General features: G+C 69.4%; 1 pseudogene. It reads right to left on the reverse strand.

From position 1 onward, the window contains the following. Positions 1-316: pseudogene (locus VZP09_RS18220) on the reverse strand (sodium-extruding oxaloacetate decarboxylase subunit alpha); the annotation flags it as partial.

The raw sequence follows: 316 nt of genomic DNA on the forward strand, positions 1-316 counted from the left end.
GGCAGGTCACCGGGTCGGCGCCCTCAAGCACCCGCGCCTGCAGGGCGGCGTTCACCGGCGCCGGGGTGCGGCCGTACTCGCCCTTCAGGATACCGGCGGTCTCCTTCGCGATGGTTTTATAGCGCTCGCCGGTCAGGACGTTGAGCACCGCCTGGGTGCCGACAATCTGCGAGGTCGGGGTGACCAGCGGGATGAAGCCGAGGTCCTCGCGCACGCGGGGGATTTCCGCCAGCACTTCATCCAGACGGTGGGCGGCGCTCTGCTGCTTCAGCTGGCCTTCGAGGTTGGTGAGCATCCCGCCCNGCANCTGGGCGAC

The sequence above is a fragment of the Klebsiella sp. EMBS2024 genome, from assembly GCF_036233805.1.
GTDB lineage: Bacteria > Pseudomonadota > Gammaproteobacteria > Enterobacterales > Enterobacteriaceae > Klebsiella > Klebsiella pneumoniae.